Below are 24,875 nucleotides of genomic sequence, written 5' to 3' on the forward strand. Positions count from 1 at the left end.
AATGGCTACAATGTACTATGAACAAAACATCAACGAGGACGTATTAAAAGGAAAAAAAATCGCAATTATCGGTTACGGTTCACAAGGTCATGCACATGCATTAAACCTTAAAGAATCAGGTTTCGATGTAGTAGTAGGTGTTCGCCCAGGTGGATCTTTCGATGCAGCAAAAGCTGATGGCTTAGACGTTAAAACAGTTGCGGAAGCAGCGCAAGAAGCAGATGTAATCCAAATCTTACTACCAGATGAGCGTCAAAAAGCAGTTTATGAAGCTGAAATTGCTCCATATTTAGAAGCGGGTAAAGCACTGATGTTTGCACATGGTTTCAATATTCACTTTGGTCAAATTACGCCACCTGCAGATGTTGACGTATTTTTAGTAGCACCAAAAGGACCAGGTCATCTAGTGCGTCGTCAATTCCAACAAGGTGCTGGTGTACCAGGACTATTTGCTATCCACCAAGATGCAACGGGTCAAGCAAAAGATTTAGCACTTGCTTACGGTAAAGGTATTGGCGCTGCTCGTGGCGGTTTATTAGAAACATCATTCAAAGAAGAAACTGAAACGGATCTATTTGGTGAGCAAGCAGTACTTTGCGGTGGGGCAACTCAATTAGTTAAAGCTGGATTTGAAACATTAGTAGAAGCGGGCTACCAACCAGAGCTTGCTTACTTTGAGACATTACACGAATTAAAATTAATCGTAGATTTAATGTTTGAAGGTGGTATGGCGACAATGCGTTACTCCGTTTCAGATACAGCCGAGTGGGGTGATTATGTTGCGGGTCCACGCATCATCGACGATTCAGTTAAAGCCCGCATGAAAGACGTATTAACAGATATCCAAGATGGTACATTTGCTCGCCGTTGGATTCAAGAAAATGAAAATGGTCGTCCAGACTATACAAAATTCAAAGAAGCTGGTGCAAACCACCAAATCGAAGAAGTTGGTGCAAAACTACGTGCAATGATGCCATTCATCAATGAAGGTAAGGAAAAAGTTGTGAGAGAAGTGGCTACAAGTGCGAAAAATTGATATTTTCGATACAACACTTCGCGATGGTGAACAATCTGCCGGCATTAATTTAAATACAGCAGAGAAAATTGAGATTGCCAAGCAACTTGAACGTCTAGGTGTAACAATTATTGAAGCAGGTTTTCCTGCTTCATCTCCCGGTGATTTTGATGCGGTCCAGCGTATTGCGGGTACTGTGAAAAATTCAATCATTACAGGGCTAGCGCGTTGCGTGCAAAAAGATATTGATACAACATGGGAAGCGATTAAAGTAGCTGAACAACCGCATATTCATATTTTTTTAGCAACATCTCCAATCCATATGGAATATAAGTTGAAAAAATCACCTGATCAAGTGGTCGAGCAAGCCATTGAAGCAGTGAAATATGCGAAAAAATACTTCCCACTTGTGCAATGGTCTGCCGAAGATGCTTTCCGCTCAGATCGCGAATTTTTAGTACGTATTATGAATGATGTTATTGCTGCTGGAGCGACGACGATTAACGTGCCAGATACAGTGGGCTATGCTTCTCCGCAAGAATATGGCGCATTATTCAAATTTTTATTAGAAAATGTCAAAGGTGCTGAAAAAGTGAAATTCTCAGCACACTGCCATGATGATTTAGGAATGGCTACGGCTAACACCATTGCAGCTATTGAAAATGGTGCGTCACAAGTTGAAGGAACAATTAACGGTATCGGGGAGCGTGCAGGGAATGTTGCACTAGAGGAAATCGCGGTAGCCCTCCATATCCGTAAAGATATCTATCCTGTTGAAACAGGCATCAACTTACAGGAAATTAAGCGCACATCGCAATTAGTTAGTAAACTAACGAATGTCGTTATTCAACCAAATAAAGCAATTGTCGGTAAAAATGCATTTGCACATGAGTCTGGCATTCATCAAGATGGCGTGTTAAAAAATCCTGAAACATATGAAATTATATCACCTGCACTGATTGGCGAAGGAGAAGTACCGCTTGTTCTTGGCAAACATTCAGGACGCGCTGCTTTCCGTGATCGTGCAGAAACAATGGGCTTTGCACTGTCAGATGAAAAGCTAAATAAAGCTTTTGCTGAATTTAAAAAGCTAGCAGACCGTAAAAAAGAAATTACGGAAGAAGATTTATTAACGCTTCTAACAGAGCAGCAAATCCAAATCGAAGATGTGCCATTGTTTGAGCTTAAAATGGTACAAGTGCAATATGGTACAGAAAATATTCCAACTGCTACCGCGACGGTCGTGACGCCAGAAGGCAATGTAAAAAATGTTGTGGCTACAGGCTCAGGCTCAGTGGAAGCAATATTTAATACGTTAGAACAGCTTGTGCCTGGTGCTATCAATGTCATTGATTACCGAGTGAAGTCTGTCGGCAAAGGGCGTGATGCACTTGGTGAGGCAGTTATTAATATCCGATACGATGGTGTATCAACAACGGGACGAAACTCTTCACAGGATGTATTAGAAGCATCCGCGAAAGCTTATTTAAATGCGATTAACCGACATTTAATTCAGGTAAGTCTTCGAGCACAAGGTGAACTCGTTTAACTTGATTTGACTCTCACCTAGCAAAGCAGGTGAGAGTCTTTACTAAAATAGCGTAACCGTACGCTAGACAAAGAAAGGTGTTTTACGATGGAGAAAAAAATTACAGTACTTCCTGGCGATGGAATTGGGCCAGAGGTGGTTGCGTCAGCTATACGTGTACTACAAGTTATAGGCAAACGTTTCAACCATACATTCCATTTAGGATATGGAACAATCGGAGGCGCTGCCATCGATCAACACAACAATCCACTACCTGATGAAACAATTGAAATGTGTGAGAGCAGTGATGCGATTTTATTAGGCGCAGTAGGGGGGCCAAAATGGGACAATAACCCACCAGAACTACGTCCAGAAAAAGGCTTACTTCGTATCCGCAAGCACTTTGACTTATTTGCAAATTTACGTCCAGTAAAGGCGTTCCCGAGTTTACTAGAGGCTTCACCTTTAAAACGTGAAGTAGCCGAAAACGTCGATTTAATGATCGTACGTGAACTTACAGGCGGCGTATACTTCGGGGAACCACGTATGCGTACTGAAAATGGCGCGATTGATACAACAGTTTACTCAACAGCTGAAGTAGAGCGTATCGTTGAAAATGCCTTTGAATTAGCACGTTTACGTGGAGGCAAATTATGTTCAGTCGATAAGGCAAACGTACTTGAAACTAGCCGTTTATGGCGCGAAGTTGTAGAAGCGAAGAAAAAAGACTATCCAGATGTTCAGGTAGAACACAACTTAGTAGACTCTGTAGCGATGAAATTAATTACAAATCCTGCTCATTATGATGTCGTTGTAACAGAAAACATGTTTGGTGATATTTTAAGTGATGAAGCATCGGTTATTACAGGTTCTCTTGGTGTACTACCATCCGCATCCATCCGCGGTGATAATTTTGGACTTTACGAACCAGTACACGGTTCAGCACCAGAAATTGCAGGGCAAGGTGTGGCTAATCCAGCAGCAACGATTCTGTCAGTCGCTATGATGTTACAATACTCATTTGGCCTAGCAGAAGAAGCGGCTGAAATCGAACGTGCAGTAAGTGCAGTATTTGATGATGGGTACTTTACAGCAGATCTTGCACGTGATGGAGGACGCACTCTATCTACAAATGAATGGACAGATAAAGTTATTAATGAAATTGATACAAGTTTTGTTTCGGAAAGTATTATGACAACATATATTTAAGAAATAGGTGAAGACAATGGGAAAAAATATAATTGAAAAGATTTGGGATAAACATGTTGTTTATCAGGAAGAGGGCAAACCGGACCTGTTATATATTGATCTTCATTTAATTCATGAAGTAACTTCTCCGCAAGCATTTGAAGGTCTACGCATAAATGGACGGAAAGTGCGTCGTCCTGATTTAAGCTTTGCGACGATGGATCATAATGTGCCAACAAAAAATCTACCGACAATCAATGATCCAATTGCACGCAATCAAATTGAAACACTGGCGAAAAACGCTGCTGAATTCGGTGTTGAGCTGGCAGGTATGGGTCACCCTGACCAAGGGATTGTCCACGTGATTGGTCCAGAATTAGGTTTAACACAGCCTGGCAAAACAATTGTTTGTGGTGACTCGCATACATCGACACACGGTGCATTTGGTGCTATTGCATTTGGTATCGGTACATCCGAAGTAGAGCACGTAATGTCTACACAAACATTGTGGCAAAACAAGCCAAAAACGATGGAAATCCGCGTTGAAGGAGAGCTACCGGTTGGTGTTGCTGCGAAAGATATTATTTTAGCAATCATCTCGAAATTCGGTATTGGCGTTGGTACAGGACATATTGTGGAATTCACTGGAGAGGCAATCCACAAACTGTCAATGGAAGAGCGCATGACCATCTGTAATATGTCCATCGAAGCAGGTGCAAAGGCTGGTCTTGTATCACCTGACCAAATAACAGTGGATTATATTCGTGGTCGCAAATATGCACCACAAGGTGAGAAATTTGAAGAAGCGTCAGCGTATTGGCTAAGTTTAGCATCAGATGAGGACGCGACATATGATGAAGTCCGCATCATTAAAGCAGAGGAAATCGAGCCAATTATTACATGGGGAACAAATCCTTCTATGGGGTCTGGTGTATCACAAAATGTTCCGACGCAAGCAGATTATCAGGATGAGTCAGATAAAGCCGCACTTCGTAAAGCGCTTGCCTATATGGGATTAGAAGAAGGGCAACCATTAACTTCAATCGATATCCAATACGTATTTATCGGCTCATGTACGAACTCACGCTTAAGTGATTTACGAGCTGCTGCAAATGTTATTCAAGGACGTAAAGTTCATGAAAACGTAACAGCAATCGTTGTCCCAGGTTCCCATTCTACAAAAAAACAAGCAGAAGCAGAAGGTTTAGATAAAATTTTCATTGATGCAGGTTTTGAATGGCGCGAATCCGGTTGTTCGATGTGCTTAGCGATGAATGATGATGTGGTCCCAGCTGGTAAACGCTGTGCATCAACCTCAAACCGTAATTTCGAAGGTCGTCAAGGTGCTGGTGCTCGCACGCACTTAGTATCACCTCCGATGGCAGCTGCTGCTGCGATTGCAGGTCACTTTGTAGATGTACGAGAATTCGTGAAGGAAACTGTGTAAAGGCTCCATTTACACGGAAAGGATGATTGAAAATGCAACCAATTAATATCGTAAATAGTGTGATAACACCACTTGATCGTAAAAATGTCGATACAGATCAAATCATTTCGAAAGAGTTTTTAAAACGCATTGAGCGTACAGGCTTTGGTCAATTTTTATTTTATCATTGGCGTTTTGATGCACAAGGCAATGAAGTACAGGACTTTGTATTAAATAAAGCAGAATTTAAAAACTCTAAAATTTTAGTAGCGCAAGATAATTTTGGCTGTGGCTCTTCACGTGAGCATGCACCGTGGGCAATTTTAGATTATGGCTTTAACGTCGTCATTGCCCCTTCATTTGCGGATATTTTCCATAATAACTGCTTCAAAAATGGTATATTACCTATCAAGTTAACGGAAGCAGAGTGCGATGAAATTTTAGCAAAAGGTTTAGAGAAACCTTATCATGTAGAAGTAAATCTTGAAGCACAAACAGTAACAGGTGAAGATGGTAAAGTTTATACATTCAACATCGATTCTTATTATAAAGAAACGTTACTAAATGGCTGGGATGAAATTGCCCTAACATTTAAATACGAAGACCAAATTGCTGCCTATGAAGCACAACGTGTAGCCTACTAATGGGCAAGTAAAGCCGAGAAGAGTGTTAGATTGACTGGAATCAATCTAACACTTTTTTGCTGTTTGATGGGAACGTTGCCAGCATAGCTACTTCGAAATACTGAAAACAAGGAAGCCTTTGTCTTTCTTTTGCTAAGTCGTTAAAATAGAAAGAAGGAATCGAAAGGATGATTTAAATGATTACAGTAATTGGTAGTTTAAATATGGATTTAGTGATACAAATGGCGGATTTCCCACAACAGGGAGAAACGGTTCTTGGGCAACACTTTCAAACAAGTCCTGGAGGAAAGGGGGCTAATCAGGCGATTGCTGCGGCTCGTTTAGGCAGCAACGTCACAATGATTGGTTGTGTAGGCGATGATCGTTTTGGGCATACATTGCGAACAGTTTTAGAGCAGGAGCATATTGATACAACATCGCTTCTAACAACTTCAGAATCGACGGGCATTGCGAATATTTTAGTGCATCACAATGATAATCGTATCATCGTGGTCCCAGGAGCAAATTATAAGCTGGAACCAACACATTTGGATGCTGTAAAAGATGTCATTACACAAAGTCAAATGGTAATCTTACAGCTTGAAATTCCGACGGAGACGACAGCACATGCTATAAAATTATGTAAGGAAGCGAATGTACCAGTGCTGTTAAACCCAGCCCCAGCGGCGAACTTTGATATGTGCTGGATGGATGATATTACCTACTTGACCCCAAATGAAATTGAGTGTGCCCAGCTATTCGGAAACGATTTCGATCAAACGCTCGAAAAATATCCGAATAAACTAATTATTACACTTGGTCGTGATGGGGCACGTTACTTTGATGGCGAATATCCTATTCATGTCCCTGGCTATATGACAAAAGCGGTGGATACAACTGGGGCTGGGGATACTTTCAATGGTGCGCTTGCCTATGCATTAGTAGAGGGGCAATCGTTGGATGAAGCAGTGTACTTTGCGAATATAGCGGCCTCGCTAGCGGTTGAGCAAGTAAGTGCACAAGGCGGTATGCCAACACTTAGTAAAGTTTATGCGAGAATGGCTGGTTTGGACGAATAAAAAACATTACGCTTTATAAGTAAAGTGTTGGAATGTGTGGATTTTCTAGTTATTAGCATGAGGCACTATCATTGCATATACCTAGTTGTGCGATAAATGTGAAAAATAGAGAAATTTAACCTAAGAAGGAAATCCTATTTGTGACAAGTCGAACTAAGTAGTTTGTCCTTTTTTGTCATTAAATTTCATGACTATATATAAGAAATCGAATAGTTTCCTTTATAATGGAACTATAGATACATATGAAAGTAGGTTTTGAGGATGACGAATATTGACACTACGCCAATCGACTATACAGCCTCAGCGAATAATATTTTGCCACAGTTTGTGGATCGTTTACGTCAACTGCACAGCATTATTGTACAAAATACATATGTGAAAGATACAGCTAAGCACTTAAATCGTATAATCCAAGATGCAAACAATCAAACAATGGTACTGATAGTCGGAAAAGAACGAGTAGGAAAAACAACACTGGTAAATGGTCTTCTTGGTCGTTCTATTTTACCTGTAAGCGATCAAAATCCGACAGGGGTTAATACGTTTTTACGATATGGTGAGCATGAGGAAATTAAAGCATATTTTTTAGATGGTATGGTGGCAATATTTGATATGAGCAAATTAGAATTACTTACTACAGGTGATACGTTTGCATCACAAATTTTACGTGAACATTTAGATTATCTAGAAGTATATGTTAAGCATGAGTTATTAAAATCTGTGACAATTATCGATTCGGTCTCATTAGAAGCGGGTGGGGGAGAAATGGCTTACTTCTCCGAATCGCTAATCAATCGAGTGGATGAAATTTTTTGGGTGTTACGTTCAGAATCAATGGCGATCGATGCAGAAGTTTTATTAATGGAAGCTTTAAAAAATAAAGGGGTAGTCCCACTTTGTATCGTTAATGGCATCGATAAAAATAATAATACAGAAGCCTTTATTCGTTCTGAAAAAGAACGAATTGGTCATTTATTAAGCGATTTTGTAGCGATTTCTGCAATGGATGCCCTTGAAGCACAACAAACAGACAATAAAGCGTTATGGCAGCGTAGTCAATATGATAATCTAATTGCGCAAATTCAACGAGTTGCAGAGAATAGCGATAAAAAAACGTACGCAATTATTATTCGTTTTTTACAATGGCTGGAGCGTTTCCGCTTCGAATTAACGATTATACCGCAACGTGATCCATTTCAATCAGCAGTAGAAAACATCGAAAAATTTGCGGGAGATACACAATATGAATTTTCACGTTATCAGCGAGATGTAGCCATTGTACAGGAATATGAACAAGAGTACGAGCAAGTAGCAAGCGTATTCAAAAATGTTCAAACATTGTATCAGCTCTTACAAACGATTTCGCAACATGATTATTTACAAGATGATTTCGTTGAACAATTTACTGAAAAAGCAGTGATTTATCAACAGGCATTACGTGAATATCGTAATATGCATAATGAATATATGCGAGAATATGAGCGTTTGGACGCACAACATAAAAAAATTCATGGAAAAGGGTTGATGAAAGCCATTTTTGGCCATCATACACAAAATGACTTTTTCAAAGAACGTGTTCTGCGTTTAAATGAACAGCAAGAAGTATGTGTTACGCAGTATGCGAAAGTACGGGAAGCGGAAGCTATCATTGTGGAAGAAATAAATACAGTCCAAAACTATTTGATTAACCTATCCAAAAAGCGTTTAGCGCGTATTGAGAAAAAGGTGAACGAGCTGAATCAGCAACGGGCAAAAGAGAAACACCAACTAAAATTATATGCTGCGAAGTTAAATGAATTTTCTTGTTTAATAGAGGCACAAGGGTTTATTAAAGAAAATATTCAACCGTTTCTTATGGATGAAAGGGTGCCACTACGCCCGAAAGATCAGCAAATGCTTAAAGAAACAATCGACAATATTACAAGTATCGATCTATCTAAAAATGGCTTACTGGCGAGAAGTCAAATGAATAACAAAATGGAAAGTATAGCCATTCCATTTGATGTTGAAAGTAAATATGCATTACAGCCATTACGACTTGCCGAGACGGACGTTAAATCAAACGATATACCCGCCATACCGAATAAATTAGAAATTCAATATGAAGATTAAGTAGCACAAAACGTTCTAGAAGAATGAATCTTTTAGAGCGTTTTTTAACGGATTCATTTCGTTCAAATTTATGAGTGGTTGTTTCACAAATGCTAATATTTAGGGAGAAATGGATTGACAACAGGCGAATAGAAAATAAATTAAAAGTACCATAAAAAATTATTATTTATGAATTTTTTCTTTTAAGATGTTTTGGATTATATAGTAAATATTAGGTAATTAGTATATAATATTAATTATTTTAAAATTGTGGAGGGTTGACGCAGATGAAACTGGTACTGCAGATAACGAGTGTCATTTTAATTGTAACAGCTATCATTTTTAGTTTAACGCAGGTTTCAAGTTTAAAGGAAGAAAGAGAGGATATGAAATACTGGGAAGCAGCAGCTATTGAACATTATGATAATAATCTTATAGAAGAAAAATATTTTGCATTGAAGGATATTTACTCCTCTCATCTGACAACGACGTTGATGTCAGTAATATCAATTATGTTAACTGGGATTTTCTTTTTAGCGATAGCAAAAATAATTGCATTACTTCAAGATATAAATTCAAAAGTTACTAATAAACCTCAAGAAGAAGAATTTGAATTATTGAATTAATAGGAGGAGCAGAATGCTAGTTGATATAAATTGTCCAATTGAATTGCTTGAGTATCAGCTATATAGAAGTAAAAAAACGGGTAACGTTTATTGTTCATTTCGATTTAATAATATCTCTGAAAAAACGATCAAAGGTTTTAATGCGACTATCTATTGTTTTGACCAATTTGGTGAGCCTACTGGTTCGGTATCAAATTGTTTTGAACATAAATTTCATTTTCCCGATTCAATAGGCCCTAGCCAAGCATTTGATACGAATGAAAGAATTTCATTAGATAATTTTTTACATGCCAGAAAAGTGGAGATTGTCATTGAGAAAGTACTTTTTAGTGACGAAACTACATGGACTAAAGCTGAAACAGAGCTAGAGAAAGTAGAATTAAAAGAAATACATAATCCGAGGCAATTAGCTTATGTAAAAGCGCATGAAGGAAATGATGCAAAGTATTATTCACAACTATTAAATGATAAATGGGTATGTGTATGTGGGCGTCTCAACTTAGAGAATATGGAAGCGTGTCAGCGTTGTAAAAAAGAAAAAAATCATATTATTTCCATTTATAGTAATGAAGAAACGATTAATGAACAGATTCAGTTATATGAAAAACAATTAGAAGAGAATCAAAAGAAAGAACAACTGGAAAAAGAACGTCAACGTGAAGAAACTAAGAAAAAGGTAAGGAAAATTTTTACATATAGCTCGGTGGTTGTTAGCCTTTTATTACTTATCGTTATTGGTACATTTGGCTTTATAACAAAGTTTACCTTTTCATGGGATAATTATCTTTTGTTAAAAGATAAGGATAATGCTTTAATTGAGGCAGTCAAACATCAAAATAGGAATGAGATAAATTTTTTGATTGAAAATGGGGCAAATGCTAATTTTGTCAATAGGGATGGCGAAAATTCAATAAGCGAAGCCATTAAATTACCAAATAAAAAGTTGGCTATTTCGCTAATGAATAAAGGAATGGTGAGTATTACAGTTGGACAAGAAAAGAATACGCTTGCTCATCTTGCGGTCGACAATGAACAAATGGAAATACTAAAAGAGTTACATCATTTCAAAGTGGATATGGATGTTAAGAATGAAATGGGACATTCGGTTTTATATACTGCCATGGAGACAGGAAATCCAGAAATAATTGACTACCTTATCCATGATGTAAAAGTAAATCTACAAGATGTGGATAATGAAGGGAATAATATTGTTCAAGTAGCCTTGCTACAACAGTTAAAAGATACAGCATTTATCAAAGAATTACTGAACCTGGCTATTGATTTAAATAAGGAGAATAAAAATGGCCAAAATACATACGAAATGGCTATTCTTACTGAAAATAATGAGATAGTGCAACTATTTATAGACAAAGGACTAAATGTGAATCAGGTTGATAAACGAGGAAATAATGCAATCCATGTTCTCCTTAATCAGAAAAAAGATAATGTGGCTTTTCTAACAGCATTAATAAACAAGGGGACAAATGTAAATGGACTGAATGGACAAGGACAATCACCCTTATATGTAGCTATTGTAAATGGGGATAAAAAAATTGTTGAAGAACTGATAAAGAATAAAGTGAATATTGATTCAGTCAATAGTAATGGGGAATCAGCGCAAACCGTTGCTGAAAAATATAATAAATCATTGGTAGAATTATTTGAACAAGGTAAATTTGTCATTAAATATGATAAACAAAAAAATGTTTACATAGTAAGTGGGATTACTTTAGGGAATTCTAGAAAAGATGTAGTGAATAAGTTAGGGAACCCAGCTAAAAGGCAAGAATTTACTTCTATAAATGGTGAAATTGACTGCAATTTTTATTACTTGAAAGATAGCACTGGAAAAAATATAGAGACACAATATTGTACTTATACAGGGAGCAATAAAATAGAAGAAATTATGTTTGATTTTTATCCTAAACATCTAAATGAAACTTGGTATAAAGATTTGGGAAAACCATTTGTCATGGATGATGGGAAAGCATTATTTTATCTTGAAGGCACGGAACAAATATTAAATTTAAAACCGAATGAAGAGTTAGGGTTTCTTACTTATGCAGATGCTAATTTCTATTATTATTATCCAAAGGATTAGCAGCTTGTAGAAAAAAGGGGCTGGGACATAACTGCTTCAATTAGTGAGAAATCCGAATTTGAATGATTTCAAATTCGGATTTCTCTATTTTTTATGTTGTCTCCATATAGTTCTATGCAAATGGCTGTGAATTTTCTTAAATTCACCATTAATGCGGGACCCATCTCGTTATCAGCCTTCGATTTTCTTCGTACAGAAAATCGAGTAAAACGCAAATTAGCTTTCAAGAATCCAAAAACGGGTTCCACGTCAGGCAATATCATTCTTTTGTAACTTCACTTCTAAATCTAAAGGCAAAACTAATTGATTGACTTATCAGAAGTGATTCTTATTTTTATGTAAAAATGATCTAAGCCGTTTATTTCAGAGGAGGGTTTTGTCCCAGCCTCTTTCTTACGATTAGCCAACCATATTTAAAGATTAATTTATATTTTTATGAGTGTGAAGTGGTGAGGGACATCTCTCATCACTTCACACTCATTTTTGGATACGCCAAAAAGACTTGGCGATTTTTATTTTTTTGAAAGGTCATTATGTTATAGTTTTATATGGGTGATTACGATTTCTAAGCTGGTAGTGCGGACTCATAATCGTAAAGAATGCCACGCGTCAGTAACTGAAATGTCACTTTCAGAAACTTATTGATGCAGGCGACATTTGCAATCTTATGAGGCTTCCTCTGAGGTTGCTTTTTTAATTTATAATAATAGTCCACAAAAAGATTCGGTTTTCCTTGTGCCCTAAGCATGGCACACACCATGAAATATAAAATTTTCCGTAAATGCTTGTTTCCTCGTTTATTCATACGATCTCTATATTGCGTATTGCCCTATCGTATTATATCTATTCCTGCATAAGCGTTCAGTTTTTTTTAGGTTATAGTGCAGATAAAAGGGATAACTTTGATTGTGCTTATACCTTAACTAGTTTAATGCTATTAACATTATCCTTTTGATGGTATAAAATAGGCATAGAAAGATGAAATGGGTGGTTTTTTTGGTTTCTTCTAAAGATGTAGCAAAGTATGCCGGTGTTTCACAGACAACGGTTTCACGAGTGTTAAATACTCCAGAACTCGTGAAACCGAAAACATTAAAAAAGGTGATGGAGGCCATTGAACAATTAAATTATGTCCCAAACGATATTGCAAGATCACTTGTACAACAAAAGACAGGAATAATTACTTTAATTTCTGGACCGTTGCATAATCCATTTTTTGTCGATACAACAACCGAAATTGTAAATTATGCAAATGCTAGAGGCTATAAGGTAAACGTGTATTTTGGAACGGAAGATAATCTAGAGACTATTTATAATTCCGTGTTAGAAACAAAAGTGGATGCAATTATTTTATCATCTATAAGGTATACGGATCCATTATTTTATAAGCTTGAAAAACTAGAGATACCTTTTATTATGTTTAATCGTAAGCATCAAGAAAATAGACATTTTGTAGAAATAGATAATATAGAAGCAGGTTATTTAGCGACTAATCATCTAGTGACTTTAGGACATACGGACCTTTGTTGGATAGGGGGGCCACATGAAATGAGTACTTTTTTTGGAAGATATGAGGGTTTTAAAAAGGCGTTGGTTGAGGCGAGCATAGATATAAATACAGTACCGACATTTTTTACAAATACGAGCAAAGGTGATATAAAACGAGTGTTTGAAGAACTATTGTTGCTATCTCCAAGACCGACAGCAATTTGCGCTGCAACAGATGCTATTGCCATTGAAATACTCAACCAATGTTTAGAACAAGGATTCAATATCCCTAACGATTTTAATGTAATTGGAATTGATAATGTAGAACTGAGTAAACATCGTTCTATTTCCTTGACGACAGTTGGCATCAAATCGGAAAAAAATTTAGGGTTTTTAGCGATTGAGAAATTATTTGATGTAATGGAGAAAAAAAGTGCTTGCATCCAGCAAACTGAATCTGTTAAACTTTTCCCAAGAAACACAACAGGTAAAAAAATGAACTGATGAGTGTCAGTTTATTTTTTTATACTAAAATGGTTACGTATTCATTTCTTTATTTTCAGAAATAAATACGTAACCATTAAAAGGGAGTGAGGACTTGAAGAAACATTTAATGTTGAATGGCGAGTGGCGTATGACGGATGAATATTTAGATGTTTATGCCCCGTATTCAAAAGAATTAATTGGTCAGTTTGCGATAGCAACTGAGATCGATGTGCAACAAGCAATTGAGTGCGCACATGCAGCTACCTCAAAGATGGCAATGTTAACAGCAATTCAGAGAGCTCAAATTTTGGAACAATTATCGAATTTATTTGCTGAGCATCGAGAAGAAGCAGCTACTATTATTTCGTTAGAATCCGCTAAGCCACTAAAGTATGCAGTTGCAGAAATAGACCGAACAATTGAAACATATAAGTTTGCCGCTGAAGAAGCGAAGCGCCTTGCAGGTGAATTGATTCCGATGGATGCTTCAAAAGGTGGAGAAGGACGCTTTGCTTATACGTTGAGGGAACCGATTGGCGTTATAGCGGCAATTACGCCATTTAATTTCCCTCAAAATCTTGTCGCACATAAAGTCGGCCCAGCATTAGCGGCAGGAAACACAATTGTCTTAAAACCGGCAACACAAACGGCACTATCTGCACATTTTTTAGCAAAATTACTTGCGCAAACAGACTTACCTGCAGGTGCTTTTAATTTAGTTACGGGCTCTGGAAAACTCATCGGGGATACATTTTTAGCACATCCTCAAGTGAAAATGATTACATTTACAGGCAGTCCAGCAGTCGGTATTTCTCTTCGTAATCGAGCCGGATTGAAAAAGGTAACGTTAGAACTTGGCTCTAATGCGGGAGTAATTGTCGATGAAGATGTTCCATTAGAAAACATAATGGATCGTATAGTAATGGGAGCGTTTTCAAATCAAGGTCAAGTTTGTATTTCCTTGCAACGTATTTATGTTCTGGACAATGTTCTTGATTCATTTTTAAAACAGTTTACAGAGAAAATTACCCAACTAAAGATAGGGGATCCGCTTGATCCAACAACAGATTTAACAACAATGATTTCAGAAACTGAACAACAACGTGCATATGCTTGGATTCAAGAGGCAGTCAATGAAGGTGCACAAATTATTACTGGAGGTCGGATTGAAAACAATATTTTATTACCTACTGTCCTTTATAATGTACCATCTCACAGCCGCGTTTCCTGTGAAGAGATTTTCGCGCCTGTCGTTATCATTAACACTGTGTCCACAATAGATGAAGCAATCGAAGCAATAAATGATTCGAATTATGGTCTACAAGCTGGCATCTTTACTTCATCTATAGAAACAGCATTTAAGGCATCGAAAAAATTACATGTAGGTAGTGTCATTATAAATGATGTGCCTACATACCGAGTTGATCATATGCCATATGGAGGAGTAAAAGACAGTGGAACAGGTAAGGAAGGTATTAAATATGCAATCGAAGAAATGACTGAAATGAAACTCGTTATTTGGAATAACAACTAATCATGAAATGGGGATGTTTGTAAAATGAAGATGATAAACAAGCACGCTAAACTATTTGTTATGGATAATGGAACGATGCGCATGGATAAAAACTATATGATTGCAATGCATAATCCTGCAACGATTGACCACCCGAATCAACCAAATGAATTTGTTGAATTTCCGGTTTATACAGTTTTAATTGATCATCCAGAAGGGAAAATTTTATTTGATACAGCATGTAATCCAAACTCAATGGGACCCGAAGGAAGGTGGGGTGAATTTACACAAAAAGCATTCCCTATTAATATGCCAGAAGAATGCTATTTACATCATCGATTAGAAGAATTAAATGTTCGCCCTGAGGATATTAAATATGTAGTTGCTTCACATCTTCATTTAGATCATGCAGGTTGTTTAGAACTTTTTACAAATGCAACGATCATTGTGCAGGAAGATGAATTTAATGGAACGTTACAAACATACGCGAGAAATGTTAAGGATGGTGCGTATGTTTGGGGTGATATTGATATGTGGATTAAAAACAACTTACAGTGGCGCCTAATCAAACGTGGTGAAGATAATGTGAAACTGGCAGAAGGTATCAATATATTGAATTTTGGTAGTGGGCATGCTTGGGGTATGCTCGGTTTGCATATTAATATGCCAGAAACAGGGGGAATCATTTTAGCGTCAGACGCTATTTACACAGCTGAAAGCTTTGGACCACCGGTTAAGCCTCCTGGTATCATCTATGATTCAGTAGGTTATAACTCAACAGTTGAACGAATTCGAAGATTAGCAAACGAAACAAATTCGCAAGTATGGTTCGGCCATGACCCCGTGCAATTTAAATCATTTAGAAAATCAACAGAAGGCTATTATGAATAGATGGGAGTAGAACGAACATGAGTAAACTTACCTTTACTCCTACAAACTATATAGGTTGGGGGAGTCTACAGCATTTACTTGTAGAAGTGCAAAAATTCGAAGCAAAGAATATATTAATCGTAACGGACCCGTTGTTAAAAGAGTTAGGTATAGTGGACCATATTAATAAACCTTTACAAGAAAATGGTTATCGTACGACCCTTTATACTGACATTGCTCCAGAGCCACCTCTTGCAATTGGGGAACAACTGGTAGACTATACAAGAAAGCATCAATTTGATTTAGTTATTGGATTAGGTGGTGGAAGTGCGTTAGATTTAGCAAAGCTAGCTGCCGTATTAGCTACTCATGACGGCAAAGTCGCTGACTATTTAAATTTAACAGGTACAAAAATACTTGAAAATAAAGGGCTTCCCAAAATTCTAATTCCGACAACTTCAGGTACAGGGTCGGAAGTTACAAATATTTCGGTTTTATCGTTAAAAACGACAAAGGATGTCGTGACACATGATTATTTACTAGCTGATGTAGCCATTGTAGATCCGGAATTAACAATTTCTTTGCCAGCAAAGGTAACGGCTGCTACGGGTGTTGACGCGTTAACCCACGCAATTGAAGCATATGTTTCAATTAATGCAAATGAAGTGACAGATGGTCTTGCACTTCAAGCGATTAAATTAATTAGTAGTTCAATTCGTACAGCCGTACATGACGGCAAGAATAAGCAAGCGCGCTCAGATATGAGTTATGGAAGTTATTTAGCAGGCTTAGCATTTTTTAATGCAGGTGTAGCAGGGGTGCATGCTTTGGCTTATCCTCTTGGTGGTCAGTATCATATTGCACATGGAGATTCAAATGCTGTATTACTACCATACGTTATGGGCTATATTCGTCAAAGTTGCGAAAAACGTATGAAGGATATTTTAGATGCAATGGGGCTGTCATCTAGTTATTTATCGCAAGAAGATGCTTCCTTTAAATGTGTAGTTGCATTACAGCAACTAGTAAAGGATGTAAATATTCCTTCAACTTTGAAAGGGTTTGCCATACCGGAATTAGCACTTGAACAATTAACGGATGATGCTACGAAACAGACTAGAATTTTAGCCAGAAGCCCGATGCCCTTAAATCGAGAAGATATTTTGGCTATTTATCGTGCAGCATTTGATGGGGAAATTCGCGAACCGAAACGACAAACATTGTAGATAATAAATGAAAAGGGCCGTATCAATTGATACAGCCCTTCATTATTTATTAAGCTTCAGCACCAGGTGTAAATGTCCGTGTAGCTAACTCCGCATCAAGCATAAAGATAGCATTTGAATCATTTTCAATGCGTTCAATTTTACGAATTAATGTATCGAACGTTGATTCTTCTTCTACTTGCTCATCGATGAACCATTTTAAAAATGCCATTGTGGCGTGTTCACGTTCATCTAATGCAATATCAGATAAGTTGTAGATACGACGTGTCACTTCTTTTTCGTGTGACAAAGCTGTTTTAAAGGCATGCAAAATAGAGTTGAAATGATTTTCTGGACTGTCAAAACCATGGATTGTTGCACGATAGCCCATATCACTTAAAAAGTTATAAAATTTCATTGCATGGAAACGTTCTTCTTCCGCTTGCACTAAAAAGAAATTGGCAAACCCATCGTAATCTTGATCTGTGCAAAATGCGGCCATTGCCATATAGGCATGCGCGGAGTAAAATTCAAAATTCATTTGTTCGTTAAGTGCTGTGTGTAGTTTTTCTGATAACATAGTAGTTCCTCCCTTTGCAGTAAATACCTTCTACTTCTCATAGTATATAGCGAAAGAGGGTCATCATACAGAAAAAGATTTTTTTCGTCATAAATACTGCAAAATTAAATTGATATTCGTTCTCAATTAGAAGATTTAGCTTTTTAAAAATTGAAGAATCGCCACGAAGCTAGTATAAGATGCCGACCGTATTTGGCAAAAAAAATTCGCCCAGACGTTGAGTCTAGGCGAATGATCTATTATGCTTCTTTCTTTTGGTTTTTGATACCTACTAAGTAGCCAATTAGCGCAATCGCAAGTAACACAATCCAGAATGTCGCTTTCCACATTGTTGAATGTGGGAATTCGTGAGGAATAAAGCCTAATTTTTCATGTGCTAACGTTAAAACTGCTAACTTTACGCCAACCCAACCAACGATTAAGAATGCAGCTGTTTCAAGTGACGGGAATTTTTCTAGTACACGTACGAACCAGCGTGCCGCAAATCGCATCATGACAACCCCGATAAGACCACCAAGGAACATAACACCGAATTGTCCTGCATTAATACCACCGACATCGAAATTACCTAAATGCGGCAATGTAACAGCGATTGCCACTGCAGCTAAAATGGAATCTACCGCAAAGGCGATGTCCGCAAGCTCTACTTTAATAACCGTCATCCAGAAACCAGATTGTTTTTTAGGTTCTTTAATTTCATCTGATTCTCCGGCGGCTTTCCGCGAATCGTAAATATGTTTAATTGACATAAATAACAAGTAGGCAGCACCTAATGCCTGAATTTGCCAGAAGTTTACGAGTGTTGTAATTAAGAATAGTGCGGCAAAACGGAAAACGAATGCACCAACTAATCCGTATAATAGTGCCTTTTGTTGTTGTGCTTTTGGTAAATGTTTTACCATAACGGCCATCACGACCGCGTTATCTGCCGCTAATAGTCCTTCTAGTACAATTAATACGACAAGTACCCAAGCGTATTCTAATAAAATCGCTTCCAAATTTGTTTCCTCCTTTGTTGTGGACAGAAATGAATAATTTGCTCTTTCCTATTGTTTATTTTAGGCAAAAGAAAAAGACCCATGCCTAAAAAATAGGCAAAGGTCTTGCTAAGCAATTATTTGGAAGCTCCAAATAATAATTTGTACCAATAATTTCTAGTACAGAACTCATCTATGTATGACATTAGATGAGTTTGCTATCACACCCGATGGCTGCTACCATGTAATGACGAATGTGAAATCAGATGTATCGCTCACATCTGCTAGCTACTCCCCTTTGACAAAAATGTCAAAAGCTATTCAATTCTTCTTACTAAGGATTATAGCACGTTGTTCGCAAAAAGCAAATAAAAATGTAGTGCTATACTAAATTTTTTCCTAATTTTTCTCATGAGTGGTACTATATGATGATAAGTGAAATTTTTTAACACCTTAGAGGGGAGACCTATATGTATAAAAAGTTTTTTTCATACTACAAACCACATAAACGATTATTTGCTATCGATTTTTCCAGTGCCATTGTCGTAGCAATACTAGAGCTAGCCTTTCCTTTAGCTGTACAATGGTTTATTGACAAGCTTCTTCCTACAGGAGATTGGGGCATGATTGTTAAAGTGAGTATTATGCTATTACTAGTATATGCTCTTAGTACAGTATTAAACTTTATCGTCAATTATCTAGGGCATAAACTTGGTATCAATATCGAAACCGATATGCGACAGGAGCTGTTTAATCATGTGCAGCGTCAATCATTCCGTTTTTTTGATAATACAAAAACCGGCCATATTATGAGTCGAATTACGAATGATTTATTTGATATAGGAGAGTTTGCTCACCATGGACCAGAGGATTTATTCATTGCCATCATGACATTTTTGGGCGCTTTCGTCATTATGTTTAATATCAATCCAACACTTGCGCTAATAGCAGCCATTATGGTGCCATTTTTAATGTGGCTTGTTACGGTTAGTAACATCAAGATGAATAATGCATGGAAAACGTTGTACGGAAAAATTGCAGATGTCAACGGTCGCGTAGAGGATAGTGTGTCTGGTGTACGTGTTGTGAAATCATTTACAAATGAAGCATTTGAAATGGAGCGTTTTAAGGAACAAAATAGCTATTTCCGTTCTGCAAAATTATACGCGTATAAAATTATGGCAGGGGCGCATTCAAGCATCTATATGATGACTCGTTTGTTAACGTTAGTAGTCCTTGTTGTGGGCGCATGGTTAAGCTTTAATGGGAAATTATCGTATGGAGGACTTGTCAGCTTCGTTTTGTATACGAATGTTCTGATTAAACCTATTGATAAAATTAGTGCTTTGCTAGAGCTTTATCCAAAAGGTATGGCGGGTTTTAAACGTTTTCGTGAGTTGATAGAGCAGGAGCCTGAGGTTCAGGATCGAGACGGTGCACAACCAGTAACACATTTATATGGGGACATTTCATTTAAAAATGTTGATTTTAATTATGATGCGTCTAAAGCTGTTTTAAAAGATATTTCATTTGATGTACGGGCAGGACAAACCATTGCCTTCGTTGGACCATCGGGTGCCGGGAAAACGACCATATGTTCTTTAATTCCGAGATTTTATGATGTCCATCAGGGAGCTATAACGATTGATGGTTTGGATGTGCGAGATATGACTCAAGCCTCTCTTCGTGCACAAATCGGGATTGTCCAACAGGATGTCTTTTTATTTACAGGAACAATTCGAGAAAACATTGCATATGGACGTTTAGGAGCAAGTGATGAAGAGGTTCAGGAAGCTGCTAAAAGAGCCCATCTCGAGTCCTTTATTGCTGAATTGCCAGATGGTTATGACACACAAATTGGTGAGCGTGGCTTAAAGTTATCAGGCGGGCAAAAGCAACGTATTGCTATTGCTCGTATGTTCTTAAAAAATCCACCGATTTTAATTTTAGACGAAGCAACCTCTGCATTAGATACCGAAACGGAAATGATTATCCAACAGTCGTTAGCAGAGCTTGCTGAAAATCGAACAACGCTTATTATTGCACACCGCCTTGCGACCATCCGCAACGCAGATCGTGTGCTTGTTGTTACACAAAACGGGATTGAAGAGGACGGCACGTATGAGGAATTAGTTGCACAAGAGGGTACTTTTGCGAAACTTCATCATATTCAATTTCGCAAAGGCGATAGTGAAAGAGCCATTCAACCAATTGAATGTTAAGTAGAATATGAGATTCTAAAGTAAAAGGGCATCGAATGCGAAATGATTCGATGCCTTTGTTTGATTTGACAACTATTTTCTAATTGTTTCAGTATAAGATCCTCTGCCAGGATTTATTTTGTAAACATTTACTTTAATATTGCGTATAGAATCTTCAGTTAACTCTATTTTTCCGTTTTTTTCTAATTTTTTCCACGTTTTAACGTTTTTTCGATAAAGTTGTTCAGATAAACGGTAAATATCTGTGTCCAACGCTATAGCTTCCTTAAACGTTTCTCTTACCTCTTTTTCCACTTGTTTTTCGATCTCTTTCTGAATTTCTTTAGTAGTGATTTTTTTGGTAATACCAAGAACGCTGGTTGCCTCCAATTTGATTTCAATATCAAATTGTACATTTTCGTTTTTTACGATAGGTGTAATATGAACTTTTATATGTTCTAAAGCAACGGTTACATAGGAATTTTCACCTTCACCAATTTGCCCTGTAATTTCACTGCGCATTGTTTCATTGGTCATCCATTTGACACCGTTAGCTTTATTTTGTGTGAGAGTTCCTTTATAGCCTTCATTCGATAATAGGGCAACACCTTTTATTTCAATTGATTCAGTCTGTCCTTTCGACGTTTCCCATTCTTTATCAATTGAGACGAGAGGTAAGTACACTTCATGACTAGGCTCATTTAGACCGATAGCCAATTTTCGAACATTAATCGGTGTAACAAAAGATTCTTGCCTAAATGAATTTAATGGATCACCGAGTTTCGATAATGTAAGTGCTTTATTATTAATTGGTGTCACGACTAGTAATTTATCGAGTGGCTCTTTTGTGCCATATACCCAAATTTGGTATCTCATTTCGCGATAACGAGTTAAAAAGTCAAGTACTTGGTTGACTTTGTTGCTTTTCATGACTTCTTCTGACAGTATAATGTAGGTAATATGACCCCAAAATGCTTTTTGATCAATGGAATGATATAAATCAAAAAAAGAATCTTCTATTGTTTTACCTTTGGCTTGTCCAATTTCAGCTTGTTGGGCTTGCGGATTATTAGGCTGTTCTGATTTGGCTATATTGGCAAAGTCAATAATTTGCATATAGGTTTCATAATGACCATCTTTAAAATCGATACCAAGTGCATGAATATAGTACATCCTTTGAGGTTCAGTGACATCCCAACAACCTGACAGCAGTGTCGTCAGTACTACCAATATACAGAGTATTTTTTTATTCATTTTTATCCTCACTCGTACGTGTTTGATCTTGTGGAGCAATATAGTTTGGGCGTTTGGCGTAACCTTTAGGCGATAAACGGAAAAGTGTTTTCTTAATGGTTTGCCAGTCTAAATCACCGCCAACTTGCATATAAGAATAACCGAATATTCTTATATTACATAAGTAAAGAAGGGTTAAGTATAGGGATATAAAGAAGCCAAATAACCCAAAGAAGCCGCTTAACAAAATAAAACCAACACGGAAAATACTAATGGTCGTAACGAGAGATTGATTTACAAGTGTAAAGGAAGCGATGGTAGAGACAGCAATAATAACGATCATTTCTGGGCTTGTCACACCGGCACGTATGGCTGCATCACCAATAATTAAACCACCAACAACACTTATCGTTCCGCCAATAACAGATGGTAAACGTAGACCTGCTTCTCGAAAGAGCTCAAACATCAGTAGCATTAATAGCATTTCCAATGAAGAGGGAAGAGGTAAACCTGTTCGACCTTGCACAACTGTTGCTAAAAACAGTAAAGGTAATTGATTTTGATGATAAGTCGTTAAGGCAAGCCAAAAAGCAGGTAAGAGCAAACCGATAAAAATACCTGATATACGTAGTAAACGTTCCAGAGAACTAAAAACAATCGGATATTCATTATCCTCGCCTGATTTTAATAGTAAAAATAAATTAACCGGTGTGATAACCGCATACGCTACACCATCTACAAAAATAAGAAAACGTCCGCGAATCAATGCTTGAATCGCGAAATCTGGACGTCCTGTATAATCCGTTTTCGGGAAAAATCGCGTATTTTTGTTGACACGTTCCATAAGCAAATCACCGCTAAAGACAATATCTGTATCAACGGATTGTAGCTGTACTTTTATACTATTTAAAATGTCCATGTTGGCGATGTCACCAAAATAAAGTATGGCAACCGTTGTTTTTGAACGTTTTCCCAATTCCATTTTTTCAACACATAAGGAATTCGTCGGCAGTCGTTTTCTTAATAACGCAATATTGACGGAAATATCTTCAATAAAGTTATCTCGAGGCCCTTTAACAAGTACTTCCATCCGTGTTTCTTCCGGATTACGATTTGGCTTTTTGGCAATATTACTTGCGTAAAGTAGTTCATCGGATTCAAAATAAAGAAGTAAGTGGCCAGTATATACGAGTGATATGGCATCTGATTCTTCTGTTACTTGTTTTAAGTTAGGGATGTGTAACTTTGTATCGACGTTATCTTGCAGTGATGTGTCTGTTAAATGATCAAAAAGAGATTGAACGCGCCTTACAATCACGTCATGGAGTAGTTGCTGATCAATCATTGCCTCACAAATGACGAATTGTACTCGATGCTGCTTAAATACATACTCTTGAAAATAAACGTCAGCAGATTTTTCAAATAACTGCTTTAAGCGGTTTAAATCTAAGGACTTTTCTGTTGAAGGCATCAGGTGTCACCACTTTCCGTGTCTTGGTAATCGGCTTTAGACTTGTTTGCTTTTTTTCCTGACATGAAAGCTACAATCATTAAAAAAATGGATAGTAAGAAAAAGAATATAAACGTAGCTGTTAATATATAATTTCCTTTGAGTTCTAGAAATATGTGCTCATTTAATAATATTAGTGGCAGGCATATGAAAAAGAACGGAAGTGCTACCATTTTCCATATGCGTTGGTGGTCTCCCACCATGCCTAGTAAGTCCGTTACAACGTATAAAATAAATCCAACACGAATAAATGTTCCTGTAAGCCATTGATAAATAGAAAGAAAGTCTAAATGTTCTACATAACGTCCTATAGTTACTAATCCCCACTCTTCGTAAGCAGGATAACGTTGTTTAGCAGCTTCAGCGGGTCCAAATTCTGTAATGGCACCAATAAGAGGTCCCAATGTTAACCCTGCTAGAATCACTAGCATGATGGCAAAATGGTGCCAACGAAGACGATCTTTAATTTGATGTTGGATGAGTAAAAATATTATTAATTCTGAAAAGCCGGAAGCGGGGTAGATGAGCCCCGATAAAATTGGTTGGAAACCATGCTCTAAAAAAGGACGTAGTAACTCATGGTCCTTCACTTGTAAATTGGTAAACGCGACAAAAAAGCCAAATACGACGACCGCTAATAAAACGAACACATTGACAATAACAATTGTTTGTAAACTAGTTGTGACAAGCAAAATACAAAGCGTGACATAAATCGCAAGTAAAATTAACTTTGGTGTTTTAGGTAAAAAGGTTGTATTGATCCACTGTAACGTTTCAATCATTGTAAAAGCTGCAATTACAATAAGAAAAATCACAATTGTATAGATGACGATATTCGAGCCGACTTTTCCAATTTTTTGTTTTAACCAATCTTTTAAAGGTTCTTGTTTTGATTTTCTATGAATATACACTAAAAGAAAGAGCCAAGGAAACATGATTAGTAAAGTGAAAATAACGGATAACCAGCTATCTCTTTTTGCAACCTCTAATAATGGAGGCATAATTGTTACGTGATTTTTTAAGCCAATAACGGTCATTGCTAGGAAGACAACATGTAAAATACTAATCGATCCGACACTTTTCATATAAAAACCCTCTAACCTGTTTTGATACATATTAGCATTGACAAAAAGTT

Annotated in this window: 19 protein-coding genes and 2 pseudogenes; 14 read left to right on the plus strand and 7 right to left on the minus strand. The window is 37.2% G+C overall.

The genetic code is table 11. The features are described from left to right. Window position 1: 1 nt before the first annotated feature. The 9 genes from ilvC (at window position 2) to FC748_RS04090 (ending at window position 11,677) form a co-directional block, all read left to right on the plus strand. Window positions 2–1,036, plus strand: a complete 1,035-nt coding sequence (ilvC, locus tag FC748_RS04050; RefSeq protein ID WP_024361066.1) for a ketol-acid reductoisomerase — start codon at window positions 2–4, stop codon at window positions 1,034–1,036. Then, on the plus strand, window positions 1,023–2,564 hold the full coding sequence (locus tag FC748_RS04055; RefSeq protein WP_025219866.1) for a 2-isopropylmalate synthase: 1,542 nt from the start codon (window positions 1,023–1,025) through the stop codon (window positions 2,562–2,564). Before ilvC ends, FC748_RS04055 begins: the two co-directional genes overlap by 14 nt. An 87-nt stretch (window positions 2,565–2,651) precedes the next feature. Beyond that, complete coding sequence (gene leuB, locus FC748_RS04060; protein WP_024361064.1) at window positions 2,652–3,752, plus strand: 3-isopropylmalate dehydrogenase; 1,101 nt, start codon at window positions 2,652–2,654, stop codon at window positions 3,750–3,752. 16 nt (window positions 3,753–3,768) lie between these two features. Next, on the plus strand, window positions 3,769–5,178 hold the full coding sequence (gene leuC / locus FC748_RS04065; protein ID WP_108030069.1) for a 3-isopropylmalate dehydratase large subunit: 1,410 nt from the start codon (window positions 3,769–3,771) through the stop codon (window positions 5,176–5,178). 32 nt (window positions 5,179–5,210) lie between these two features. Further along, window positions 5,211–5,801: a 3-isopropylmalate dehydratase small subunit gene (leuD, locus tag FC748_RS04070; protein ID WP_108030070.1), complete on the plus strand. Its 591-nt coding sequence runs from the start codon at window positions 5,211–5,213 to the stop codon at window positions 5,799–5,801. Window positions 5,802–5,977: 176 nt separating this feature from the next. Beyond that, the gene (rbsK, locus tag FC748_RS04075; protein WP_108030071.1) at window positions 5,978–6,859 is read left to right on the plus strand and encodes a ribokinase; all 882 of its coding nucleotides are present in this window, start codon (window positions 5,978–5,980) and stop codon (window positions 6,857–6,859) included. Window positions 6,860–7,120: 261 nt separating this feature from the next. Next, complete coding sequence (locus tag FC748_RS04080) at window positions 7,121–8,971, plus strand: dynamin family protein (RefSeq protein ID WP_108030072.1); 1,851 nt, start codon at window positions 7,121–7,123, stop codon at window positions 8,969–8,971. 266 nt (window positions 8,972–9,237) lie between these two features. Next, a complete protein-coding gene (locus FC748_RS04085; RefSeq protein ID WP_024361059.1) occupies window positions 9,238–9,576 on the plus strand; it encodes a hypothetical protein in 339 nt (112 codons plus the stop codon). Window positions 9,577–9,589: 13 nt separating this feature from the next. Beyond that, window positions 9,590–11,677 carry an ankyrin repeat domain-containing protein gene (locus FC748_RS04090; protein ID WP_108030073.1) on the plus strand — a complete coding sequence of 696 codons (2,088 nt, stop codon included), beginning with the start codon at window positions 9,590–9,592 and terminating at the stop codon, window positions 11,675–11,677. A 68-nt stretch (window positions 11,678–11,745) separates the two neighbouring features. Here FC748_RS04090 and FC748_RS04095 read toward each other — a convergent pair. Then, window positions 11,746–11,928 (minus strand): annotated as a pseudogene (locus tag FC748_RS04095) (IS5/IS1182 family transposase); the annotation flags it as partial. 314 nt (window positions 11,929–12,242) lie between these two features. Continuing rightward, window positions 12,243–12,494 (minus strand): annotated as a pseudogene (locus FC748_RS22375) (IS110 family RNA-guided transposase); the annotation flags it as partial. Between the two features lie 170 nt (window positions 12,495–12,664). Here FC748_RS22375 and FC748_RS04105 point away from each other — a divergent pair. From FC748_RS04105 to FC748_RS04120, 4 genes are all read left to right on the plus strand, one after another. Continuing rightward, window positions 12,665–13,669: a LacI family DNA-binding transcriptional regulator gene (locus tag FC748_RS04105; RefSeq protein WP_231786331.1), complete on the plus strand. Its 1,005-nt coding sequence runs from the start codon at window positions 12,665–12,667 to the stop codon at window positions 13,667–13,669. Between the two features lie 94 nt (window positions 13,670–13,763). Further along, the gene (locus tag FC748_RS04110; protein WP_108030076.1) at window positions 13,764–15,185 is read left to right on the plus strand and encodes an aldehyde dehydrogenase family protein; all 1,422 of its coding nucleotides are present in this window, start codon (window positions 13,764–13,766) and stop codon (window positions 15,183–15,185) included. Window positions 15,186–15,209: 24 nt separating this feature from the next. Further along, the gene (gene ahlS / locus FC748_RS04115; RefSeq protein WP_024361054.1) at window positions 15,210–16,055 is read left to right on the plus strand and encodes an AhlS family quorum-quenching N-acyl homoserine lactonase; all 846 of its coding nucleotides are present in this window, start codon (window positions 15,210–15,212) and stop codon (window positions 16,053–16,055) included. A 17-nt stretch (window positions 16,056–16,072) separates the two neighbouring features. Continuing rightward, complete coding sequence (locus FC748_RS04120; RefSeq protein WP_024361053.1) at window positions 16,073–17,260, plus strand: iron-containing alcohol dehydrogenase; 1,188 nt, start codon at window positions 16,073–16,075, stop codon at window positions 17,258–17,260. 49 nt (window positions 17,261–17,309) lie between these two features. On the opposite strand, the gene FC748_RS04125 is transcribed toward FC748_RS04120, so the two are convergent. Both FC748_RS04125 and FC748_RS04130 read right to left on the minus strand, forming a co-directional pair. Then, window positions 17,310–17,819 carry a ferritin gene (locus tag FC748_RS04125; protein ID WP_025219855.1) on the minus strand — a complete coding sequence of 170 codons (510 nt, stop codon included), beginning with the start codon at window positions 17,817–17,819 and terminating at the stop codon, window positions 17,310–17,312. Between the two features lie 239 nt (window positions 17,820–18,058). Continuing rightward, window positions 18,059–18,817 (minus strand): MeeY/MeeF family manganese export membrane protein, encoded by a 759-nt coding sequence (locus FC748_RS04130; RefSeq protein ID WP_024361051.1) that lies wholly within the window; start codon window positions 18,815–18,817, stop codon window positions 18,059–18,061. Between the two features lie 449 nt (window positions 18,818–19,266). Here FC748_RS04130 and FC748_RS04135 point away from each other — a divergent pair, with 449 nt between their 5' ends. Beyond that, entirely contained in the window at window positions 19,267–21,018 is a 1,752-nt protein-coding gene (locus FC748_RS04135; RefSeq protein ID WP_108030077.1) for an ABC transporter ATP-binding protein, read from the plus strand. 72 nt (window positions 21,019–21,090) lie between these two features. On the opposite strand, the gene FC748_RS04140 is transcribed toward FC748_RS04135, so the two are convergent. Genes FC748_RS04140 through FC748_RS04150 form a run of 3 tightly spaced genes read right to left on the minus strand, consistent with a single transcriptional unit; the run spans window position 21,091 to window position 24,825 of the window. Then, complete coding sequence (locus FC748_RS04140) at window positions 21,091–22,251, minus strand: Ger(x)C family spore germination protein (RefSeq protein ID WP_029747078.1); 1,161 nt, start codon at window positions 22,249–22,251, stop codon at window positions 21,091–21,093. Continuing rightward, entirely contained in the window at window positions 22,244–23,701 is a 1,458-nt protein-coding gene (locus tag FC748_RS04145) for a spore germination protein (RefSeq protein ID WP_024361048.1), read from the minus strand. The genes FC748_RS04140 and FC748_RS04145 overlap by 8 nt, the downstream gene beginning before the upstream one ends. Next, a complete protein-coding gene (locus tag FC748_RS04150; protein ID WP_024361047.1) occupies window positions 23,701–24,825 on the minus strand; it encodes an endospore germination permease in 1,125 nt (374 codons plus the stop codon). Before FC748_RS04150 ends, FC748_RS04145 begins: the two co-directional genes overlap by 1 nt. Window positions 24,826–24,875 lie beyond the last annotated feature (50 nt).

The sequence above is a fragment of the Lysinibacillus sphaericus genome, assembly GCF_005217585.1.
GTDB lineage: Bacteria > Bacillota > Bacilli > Bacillales_A > Planococcaceae > Lysinibacillus > Lysinibacillus sphaericus.